At 45.7% G+C, this 9,477-nt stretch carries 11 protein-coding genes; 9 read left to right on the forward strand and 2 right to left on the reverse strand.

The window, feature by feature from the left end; genetic code table 11:
• Positions 1-199 precede the first annotated feature (199 nt).
• From R2R70_RS18595 to R2R70_RS18610, 4 genes are all read left to right on the forward strand, one after another.
• Complete coding sequence (locus tag R2R70_RS18595; RefSeq protein ID WP_410978693.1) at positions 200-1,060, forward strand: hypothetical protein; 861 nt, start codon at positions 200-202, stop codon at positions 1,058-1,060.
• Positions 1,061-1,154: 94 nt separating this feature from the next.
• The gene (locus R2R70_RS18600) at positions 1,155-2,030 is read left to right on the forward strand and encodes a hypothetical protein (RefSeq protein ID WP_410978694.1); all 876 of its coding nucleotides are present in this window, start codon (positions 1,155-1,157) and stop codon (positions 2,028-2,030) included.
• 384 nt (positions 2,031-2,414) lie between these two features.
• Positions 2,415-2,711 carry a hypothetical protein gene (locus R2R70_RS18605; protein ID WP_410978695.1) on the forward strand — a complete coding sequence of 99 codons (297 nt, stop codon included), beginning with the start codon at positions 2,415-2,417 and terminating at the stop codon, positions 2,709-2,711.
• Between the two features lie 79 nt (positions 2,712-2,790).
• Positions 2,791-3,555 (forward strand): hypothetical protein, encoded by a 765-nt coding sequence (locus tag R2R70_RS18610; RefSeq protein WP_410978696.1) that lies wholly within the window; start codon positions 2,791-2,793, stop codon positions 3,553-3,555.
• 60 nt (positions 3,556-3,615) lie between these two features.
• Here R2R70_RS18610 and R2R70_RS18615 read toward each other — a convergent pair whose 3' ends face one another.
• Positions 3,616-4,209: a hypothetical protein gene (locus R2R70_RS18615; RefSeq protein WP_410978697.1), complete on the reverse strand. Its 594-nt coding sequence runs from the start codon at positions 4,207-4,209 to the stop codon at positions 3,616-3,618.
• The gene (locus R2R70_RS18620) at positions 4,206-4,661 is read right to left on the reverse strand and encodes a hypothetical protein (protein ID WP_410978698.1); all 456 of its coding nucleotides are present in this window, start codon (positions 4,659-4,661) and stop codon (positions 4,206-4,208) included. The genes R2R70_RS18615 and R2R70_RS18620 overlap by 4 nt, the downstream gene beginning before the upstream one ends.
• A gap of 122 nt (positions 4,662-4,783) precedes the next feature.
• On the opposite strand from R2R70_RS18620, the gene R2R70_RS18625 reads away from it, so the two are divergent.
• The 5 genes from R2R70_RS18625 to R2R70_RS18645 are packed head-to-tail and all read left to right on the forward strand — an operon-like array spanning position 4,784 to position 8,772.
• Positions 4,784-5,626 (forward strand): hypothetical protein, encoded by an 843-nt coding sequence (locus R2R70_RS18625; protein WP_410978699.1) that lies wholly within the window; start codon positions 4,784-4,786, stop codon positions 5,624-5,626.
• Positions 5,627-5,669: 43 nt separating this feature from the next.
• The gene (locus R2R70_RS18630; protein WP_410978700.1) at positions 5,670-7,262 is read left to right on the forward strand and encodes an SEL1-like repeat protein; all 1,593 of its coding nucleotides are present in this window, start codon (positions 5,670-5,672) and stop codon (positions 7,260-7,262) included.
• Positions 7,223-8,218 (forward strand): hypothetical protein, encoded by a 996-nt coding sequence (locus R2R70_RS18635; protein ID WP_410978701.1) that lies wholly within the window; start codon positions 7,223-7,225, stop codon positions 8,216-8,218. The genes R2R70_RS18630 and R2R70_RS18635 overlap by 40 nt, the downstream gene beginning before the upstream one ends.
• 19 nt (positions 8,219-8,237) lie before the next feature.
• Positions 8,238-8,489: a type II toxin-antitoxin system RelE/ParE family toxin gene (locus tag R2R70_RS18640; protein WP_410978702.1), complete on the forward strand. Its 252-nt coding sequence runs from the start codon at positions 8,238-8,240 to the stop codon at positions 8,487-8,489.
• Positions 8,476-8,772, forward strand: a complete 297-nt coding sequence (locus tag R2R70_RS18645) for an addiction module antidote protein (protein ID WP_410978703.1) — start codon at positions 8,476-8,478, stop codon at positions 8,770-8,772. Before R2R70_RS18640 ends, R2R70_RS18645 begins: the two co-directional genes overlap by 14 nt.
• Positions 8,773-9,477: the final 705 nt, after the last annotated feature.

The raw sequence follows: 9,477 nt of genomic DNA on the forward strand, positions 1-9,477 counted from the left end.
AATGAACTGATGGCAAAGCACAATGAAGCACCACCCTCAATTCAATAGGGTGTTGCACTCAGAGCCTGCATCCGCCGGGTCATTCACTACGTGGGTGGCCTTGATTGGTATAAAGCGAAACATGCCTTGTCGTATCCTTAGGGGCGATTGCAGCGTCTAGGGTCAGACATGAAATATTCAAAAATCAGGAGTTTGTAGGATGTTTGAATCTCAGGATGAGCACTTGGATCATCGAGAGCTTTATTATGCAATGAAGATGACGAAGTCACAGGGAAGGAAACTGAGAGCACTCGCAATCTGGGGCGTTATCACTACCGTAGTCAGTGCGGTATTTATATGGTTCATTCATACACACATGTATCTTGAGTCTCTTACAACTCTTATAATGGACTTAACTCTACTGGTGCTTGTGGTAAGCGGTGTCCTGATGACAGTGTTTGGCTGGTCGAGAAAACTCCAGTTGAATAAGCAGAGACAAACCGTGACGGGGGAACTGGAAAAATTCATCTCTGAAAATCAAAATGGCGCAAACAAGGAAACTTACTTCATTGATGACTGCCAAATCCTCTGGCCAATGGAGGCAGGGGATATACGCGACCAGGATGTCGGGCACGAGACTTCCATTTCTGGTGCCAGAATTGATGTGACTAGCGCAGTTGACCTGTCGTTTCTTCCGACTGGCGAAACAGGGCGAATGCTGAAGCCGGGGAGTTCACTGCTAATAGTATTAGATTATAAAAAGGACATTCATATAAGTAAGTTGCTCGAAAATTACGGAAAAGACTACTTTCAGCGTCGCTTTAAAATCAATCTGAAGAAATATTCAGCGCTCGGTGCTCTGATTACTCTTATCTTTGTGTTTTTCGGCTATCTGATATGGCATGGTTACGACGTAGAGTCTGGCTTCATTTTTGCGTTTGGCTCTTCGGCATTCCTTACTGTCCTTATGCTGACAAATCAAAAAAATCTTGATCAGTGGCTCGATAAGCATGCTGATTATGGTTCATCATCCCATACTGAGCGCCTTTCAGGAAAGATGCCTATAACAAGTGGGTCATAATCGAATATCCGTCAAATGGTTAAAATCCACTGAGTCGAAAGGCTCAGTGGTTTACATGCTCAACACACGTAAGTTGATAGACAGGGATGTTACTATGACTGATCCGCAGGATGAGTTTCTGGATCATCGGGAGTTAGCGTATGCTGCCAAGATGACAAGGTCGCAAGATAAGCAACGAACAGTGATATTGATTATTGGGCCGATAATACTCGCAACGTTTGGTGCCTTGATATGGCTAATTGACCAACAAGTACATCACTATGATCTAGCAGGCGCCATTATCGTTTCAGTATTTCTGTTGTTTGAAGCAGTGTTTGCTTTTATGACTCTCGTGATGTGGTCCAGGAAACTACGATTAAATAAGACGAGACAGACTGTCACAGGGGTGCTTAAGAAAATCACCATCAGGAACTCGAATGGACCTGATTCGGAATCCTATTATATAGACAACTGCCAGATACTCTGGCCCATGGAAGCAGGACTTATCCGTGAACAGGATGTCGGGCGCCAGGTATTTCTTTCAGGGGCCATGATTAATATTGACAGCACCTTGAATTTGTCTTTCATTCCGGCTGGACGATTGAGAACAATACTGAATCTAGGCGGGACTATGCTGATTGTTCTGAATTATCAGAAGGGCATCGATATAAGCCGACTGCTTGGAAATTATGGAGTCGATTACTTCGAGAGACGATTCAAGACTAATGTGAAAAAATATTTTTCCCTTGGCGTGCTGATCGTTCTATTATTTTCAATATTCATGTATTTAGCAATAGGCATCCAGACAACCCTGCTATTTCTAACTGTCGGTGTTGGAGGCTTTATTGTTTCAGTGTTGGGCCTTATATGGGTGTTGGTCGCCTATGATGAGAAAATAGATCAATGGCTGGACAAGCATAATGATTATGGATCGACGACTCATATCGAACGGCTCTCAGGGAAGGTGTCACCAACCTCCGGCGGATCTTGACCCGTTGAGGCCGGCCAGCACTCGTCACATTCGTCTGGTTCCAGGATCACACGATATAAATCACGCAACGCTGAGGTTTGATCATCGCAACCCCTATAGGGGCGAACTTCTTCCTCCGAATCTGTACCCTCGCCACGGCACTCGCCTCTGCCAGATCCTCATCGGGCAGGGCGGGTGCTCCACTCTATGTCCTTCCTTGGCACTCCGCGCCATGACGCCTCGATGTGGCGCCCTCGTGTGGAAGTGGTAATGCCCTGACGATAAGGAACCTGAGCGTGTTGGCAGACGCGCAGCAGCGGATGCTGACAGCAGTGGGTAGCGGCTTATGGCATGGGCAGTGGGTCAAGGGATGGCCGAATACGTATGACAAGGAATGTGTACCTCATGAAGAAAGTATTATTGACCATCCTCATTACAGCGGTCGTGATAATAGGTGGTATCTATATCTGGGTGGTAAACGCGCCGGCCCCGGCAACTGAGCAAGAGAAAATGGCAGCGGCGTTTACCATGATGGCGATCAAGGGGCAGCCAACGCAGGACGCCAAATGCAAGATGCTCTTCGAGAAGCTGGATGAATTCGAGGCTGACGGCGAGGCCAAGGTAGCGGAGATCACAAAAGCCATGCTGAACCAGAAGGCAGATGGCCTGGCAGATCAGTGCCTCGAGCAACGCAACGGCTAAATTTCCGCAGACTTCTCCATGCTCACCACGTTGACCTTGTCCGGGCCAGTGGTGGGCATCTCGCACAAGGACTCTCCCATTGGCTTTCTCTTCCCGCTCCAGCAGCCATAGCAGCTTCTCCCACTACGGAAGTTCAGGTCACTCCTCAGCGCCCTTTCCTGAGCCGGATTTTGATTTCACAACACTGATTATCCCTTCTCTTGTCCTGGCAGCAGTTTTCTTCTTTTATTCTCGCATCAGGCAGCTGCCCCATAAGACGTCCTTGATCAAGTTCATGTTGATATGGGCGGGAATGGTGGTCATCTACTTGCTGGAAAATTATGGCAGGACGGTGTGGTTTGATGCTAGAGGTCATTCAAACTATATGCTTGTCGGGCCCCTGCTGGGATTTGCCGCTTACATCGTGGCGAGAATGACACGCGAGCAGTGGCCTACCCAAGTTGATGCTTCCATTGGTCGATTATTGTTCCAAGCCATTGTTGCTTTCATGATCCCTGTACATATCATTCCGATGTTGGCGGTATTCATTGATATCCGGAGTATCTGGCAGACAATATTCCCTTACTGGGTACAAGCGGTGTGTGTTCCGCTGTTTGTCGTCCTGTTTTATGTCCAGCATAGGATTTATCAGCACTGGTCTGCGAAATTGTTTTCTGATAAGAGCGAGGCGACCAAGGCCCTGGTGAAGAAGAGAGCGGATTGGGGAGTCACGGGATTCCTGATTATCACTCCTATGGCCATCATCTTGATTCCGCTAATCATGCCGTTCTTGTTTTTACCGGTACTTTGGCTATCAGGACTCTACCGTGCTATTTCAGATGGGATGATGTTGGTGTTGGGTTGATATCAGCTCAGATAACTCCCTCATGTGTTGAATGAGGGAGTTTGCCAATGACATGGATTATTACCCAAGCATAAAGACGAAGGGCGTCGCGAAGTAGCCCAAGACCCCAATAATCGCATAGGCATAATGAATATGCGATTTACTGATCAAGTAACCATTACCGACAAGTGAGAGTCCAAGGTAGCCAAAGCCCGAGACTATCACCAGTACGATTGTATTGTACATATTATTGCTATTGGAACTTAATCCCATGGCCAGTATCATAGCTGCTATTACCTGACCAGCTATAATACAGTTACATCTTAGCTCGATCGTCTCTTTGATAGCTTCTTTATCTTTCAGTGTTGAGCCGTCATTTGTCGTTGCAGAGCCAGGGCCCGCCTTCGTGTCCGTATCCGTGCCAGTGCCCGCGGCTGGAGGGGTTTCCGGAGCATTCTCCTGGTTGGCCGTACTCGCCTCATCGGGAGTTTTCCCAGGCTTCGCATGAAACCCGATATACATGATGACAATCCCAAGCACTGCCAAAATACGTGACGGTGTCGGGTCTGTATTGGCGAAATGATGCCAGAAGGCACCTACGAGGAGAAACACGCCAGACCAGACCAGGATCGGATTGGGAGTTTTCTTCACCTTACGCTGTGTGGGGTTGCTCATGAGGCACTCCCCAACATGGCATCGAGCACCTCATCCTTCTCGACAAACGCGACACGGAAGGTGCATTCATCCAGCCACACCATCGACAGCTCGTAACCCTCGGGCACGTCCTCGTCATCAAAGTCCAGTGCATCGATTGTCTTGGCCATGGTGGCTATCAGGTAGTTCTCGAGACTCTTTTTCTTGAGCGCCCCGGCCAGGCCACAGATCGCCAACCCCAGCGTGGCGACAGTGAGTCCGTTAGCCAGCAGGATCTGTTCGAATGTGGGCCCAAGTAGCACATTATAAGTCACTTCGTCGGGGCCGAAGAAGAAAATGCCAATACCGATGGCAAGAATGGAATATCCGATAAAGTAGATCATCATATAAAACTCATTCTTCTCGGGGAGCGTTATTTTTACCGTGGCAGGTAAATCCTCAGCAGAGGCTTTGGAAAGTATTTTTTCGGGCATGACGCATTTCTCTGATAGAGGTGTAGTTTAGAGCTTCCGACATTCAGCCCCAGATAGTACAATAAATCACTAATAAAGTGAATGTAGTTGCATACCAAAAAGTCTAGTAAAGGTGGAGAAGAATGACAGAGTCGAACGGCGAACTGTTGGATTATCGTGAGATGCATTATGCCCGCATGTGGCTGAAAAAGATCTACAAGTCACGAACCGTTGTGCTAATTATGGGAGTTGCGGCAATCGCAATAAGTATTGGTCTGGCTGTAATAACAGCCTTACTTATGCATCGTTCTACTTTATTCGCTTGGGTAGGTTATCCGGCTGTAGCGCTCACCGCAGTATTTGGTGCTATCTTCTTACTTTTTGCCTTCGCAGGTAAAGCAAATTTGTGTAAGCAGAAAACCACAATTACTGGGATATTGACACGTAAAACTATATATCTTCCGGATCGGCCTAATGTGGAGCTATTCTACGTAGATAATACGCAGATTCTTTGGCCAACGGATGGAGAACAACTATGTTACTCAGCGCTCGATTCATACGTCACTATTGATGGGGTCATGATTCATCCGGTAAAGAATAAAAAATTATTAGGGCTTTTTGAGAATAAAAATGATGCCTCACATGGGAATTATGCTAACAATTCATTGATTGTACTAAATTACAGTGACACAATTAACATAAGTGCATTGTTGGAGAATTACGGATTAAACTATTTCAAAGATAGATATTGGATCGAGTATAATAAAAAATGCTTGTGGATGTTCCCGCTTACCGCTGCGACGGTATGGTTTATATTTTCAGGACCTTTTCTATGGTGGTCAACAGCACTTCTTATATTTGTCCTTGTCGTCATACCTGCCTTAATTGTGATATTTGAAAATAGATTAGATGGAATTTTCGGAACCAATAATAATTATCGTTCGATCTCACACTTAGACCGCCTGTCGGGAAGGAAAATTTTGTAGATATCGCGTCGCATTAAATTATTTATAAAAAGGAATTATTTCCATGTATCGATTTATTCGAAATATTGCTATTGTTGGAGCTCTTCTATATTCGGTTCCCACACTCGCGCAATCCTATGAAAAAGGTCTGCAAGCCTTCGATGCGAAGAAGTATTCTCTCGCAATAGAGCGTTGGCAGCCACTTGCAGCAGACGGCAATGCTGAAGCCCAGTTCAGTCTTGCGAATATGTATGGCAATGGAATTGGTGTTGCCCAGGACTATAAGAAAGCTTATGAGCTCTATGAGAAAGCCGCAGATCAGGGATATGCTACTGCACAATATGTATTGGCATATATGTTCTATCATGGCATTGGCGTAGAACAGAATGAAGCCGAAGCCTTCAAGTGGGCTAGCCGGTCAGCAGAGCATGCGGATGCGGATGCGGATGCGCAAAATCTACTCGCGCAAATGTATACCAGTGGGTTTGGAATACCGAAAGATCAAACAAAGGCGTTTCACTGGTCAAAACGAGCTGCGGACCATGGTAATGCCGAAGCCCAGAGTGAAGTTGGTTTCGCATATGACACAGGCCAAGGTGTCGCTCAAGATAGTACCGAGGCATTCCAGTGGTATCAGCGAGCTGCTGAACAAGGTAATACGTATGGGCAAGTCAATCTTGGCATGCTGTATTATCATGGAGTGGGAGTTCACCAGAACTATCCCCAAGCCATGAAATGGCTTCGTCTCGCAGGAGATAATGGACATATTCAATCTCAGGCAACTGTTGGCGAAATGTATGAATTTGGCTTGGGCGTTGAGCCTAATATTACTGAGGCCGTTAAATGGTATCGTTCAGCCGCTGACCAAGGTGACCCAGTGGCACAGTTCAACCTCGCTGTGGTCTATGAGCGAGGAAAAGGTCTTCCGGAAAACCAAGAACTCGCGCTAAAGTGGTATAAACGGGCTGCCCAAAACGGTGATGCTCAGGCAATGTTTACTGTCGGTAACGCCTACTATTCTGGTATCGCAGTAGAGAAAGACTATGTGGTTGCTCTTGAATGGTTCCATTCGGCTGCAGAGAAAGGCCATCTACTTGCTCAATATAACATCGGTATCATGTATAAAAATGGCCAAGGTACTGAACCAGATATCACTAAAGCCCTGGCATGGTTTCGACATGCAGCAGAACAAAATGAGCCAAAGTCTCAAACTGAATTAGGTATTTTTCATTTTGAAAGAGCCGGCATCAACGGCGATAGTCAACAAGCTGGAAGCAAAGCCCTTCGATTGTTCAAATCGGCGGCAAAGCAGGGGAACGCTATTGCTCAGTTTTATCTTGGCTTCATGTATGATGATGGAGTTGAAATAGCGCAAAGTGATAGTCATGCCTTGATATGGTATGAACGTGCTGCCAAGCAAGGTGTTGCTACAGCTCTGTTTAATCTCAGCTTGATGTATTCAGAGGGTAGAGGAGTCAAAACAAGTCAAGCGACAGCCTATACGCTTTCGATTCTTGCTGCAAATCGTGGATCTGGTGATGCCGCGATAAATAGCAACCTCCACAAGAAGTCCTTGACGCCAGAAGAGATAGTAAATAGCAAGCGGGTGGCAAGTGAATGGAAGGGAGGCAACTCACTCCCGGTCCAAAATATGTAACATTATCGGCGATAAATGGCGTGACCATGCCGGGCACTATGGCAACCTGCTCAGGTCATCAACGGCTTTCTCATGAAGCCGATATTATAAATACGATACCTTTAAAATATTATGGAAGGCGCAAGATGGATGAAATGCATAATGAATTGCTGAGTTTCCGTGAGATGCACTATGCTGTAAAAGCGCATAGAAATACGAATCTAGCAGCGTATTTCTTATTCTTCGCAGGTATTTTTCTTATTTTGGGGAGTGTAGCCTTTGAGTTATTCATGTTATTCGATGCCAGACGATTGGATGGCCAGGTCATTGGGAGCTCACTGATCATTTGTCTTATTGCTTTCTTTGGGAAGGTTCTGATAAATACTTCACGTACCTGTAAGTATATCCTGCATAAAGAAAGAGCCCTAGTACAAGGGCCGCTTAGAAAGGTCGACATTCGTCATCCTAATGGTCCCACCGCGTCATTTTACTTCATTGGTAATTGTCAACTGATCATGCCGCCTGAGGCTGATTGTTTTTGTGAACTAAATGTTGAGAAGTATACTGAAGCCTCAGGCGTGATACTGACTCGTGAAACAACTAGCGCAAGTAACTCATCTCGATTTAAAATCTCACAGACAGCTGGTTTTGATGGACCAAAGCTTGTTGTATTGAACTATTACGACCGCATCGATATTGATAGTTTATTGAGGCGTCATGGACTAAGCTACTTTACTTATTTATTGTGGATAAGGTTTACAACGGGTGCTATCTTTATGATAATGTTCGGTATTGGACTGGCTTGGTTTACCTCTACTGGATTAAAATTAACATATCCGACGGCGACATTTATTGGTTTAATGGTGGCAAACTGTATTCTATGTTGGGTAATTGACGCACAATTGGAAAATTGGGTGTGTAAAAGGAAGAACTACGGAGACACTACCCATTTAGAAAGATTGTCTGGAAAAGTGTAATATAGATAGCCAGCTGAGGTTGACTACTCAAGAATGGTCAACTTCAGTTGACATGGAAGCGGGGAACCTTGGTGACGTCATAAGTGTTGGTGATAGCGTCTCAGAAGCACGCATCCATTACGGACCTGGTTATCGCTTGTACTTTATTGAAGATGGTAAGGTAATAATCGTCCTCCTGCGCGGAGGGGCTAAAGATATCCAAAAGAAAGATATTAAGCGGGCTAAAGAGCTTACCATGCAGTGGGGTGAGCAAAAAAATGAAAGTGAGTAAAGTTAAGTTATTTGATGCTGCTGAATATCTAAAGGATGAAGAGGATATTGTATATTATCTTAACGAAGCTATGGGAACGGGAAATACCAGCATCATCATGTCCGCCTTCGGTGATGTTGCTCGTGCTCGTAGCATGATCGACGTTGCTAAAAAGGCAGGGCTAACCAAGCAAGGGGCTTATAAAGCCCTGTCTGGCGAGGGATATCCCAGCTTTGATACTATTTCAAAGGTTGCAGCGGCATTAGGCTTACAATTAAAAATAGAGTCTCAGAGTAAGGCATGAGTCTCTACCGGGAGCGGGCCATGAAATATTCCCAATTATCTTATGTGCTTAATTAAATCAATCACTTGCTGTAGGGCAATAGGTGCGAAATCGCACTTTGTTGTCATATGATAAGCCATTCTAGGGGTCAGCATTTCTTGTCATTCAGCAAAACTTGTCCATTTTCTGATGACTATCAACAGGTTGTGAAAACGGTGTGATCTGGAGGTCAAGCCCATCGGGCTGGCCGGAAATTTCCGCGTTCAGGGGTCTGGTGAAAGAGGTTGGGGGGGGAGAGGTTTGGTCAACAGTGTAATGCAACACGGTGCGTCAAGGGAAATAAAGTCGACATAATTTCATTGTCTATTATTGCGTTATTTATGGTTTTAAATGGGGTCTATATCGCGGTGATCTCTTATGCCAGACAAGATATTGTCTTCATTATACTGTTGTGGCAGCGATCGGATGAGTCTCTGCCTCGGTGTGATGTCAAGATCAGTTGATAGGCTAGGGGGCGAGCCGGGGCAGCGCCGGCTGGACAGGACAGTACAGTTAAGGAGGGTGAGGTTGAGGGGGCATGCCGGTTGGTTGACCTCGACGACATGGTGAAAGTCCGAGTGCGTGGGGTTGATGAATTATTATGTAATAACCCTTGGCCGCAGATTCTGAGTGCAACACCTGAGTTTCCCTGTAAGGTATTGCGCTCATGTCATACTCAGAACTCAG

It is taken from the genome of Cobetia sp. SIMBA_158, from assembly GCF_046566945.1.
GTDB lineage: Bacteria > Pseudomonadota > Gammaproteobacteria > Pseudomonadales > Halomonadaceae > Cobetia > Cobetia amphilecti.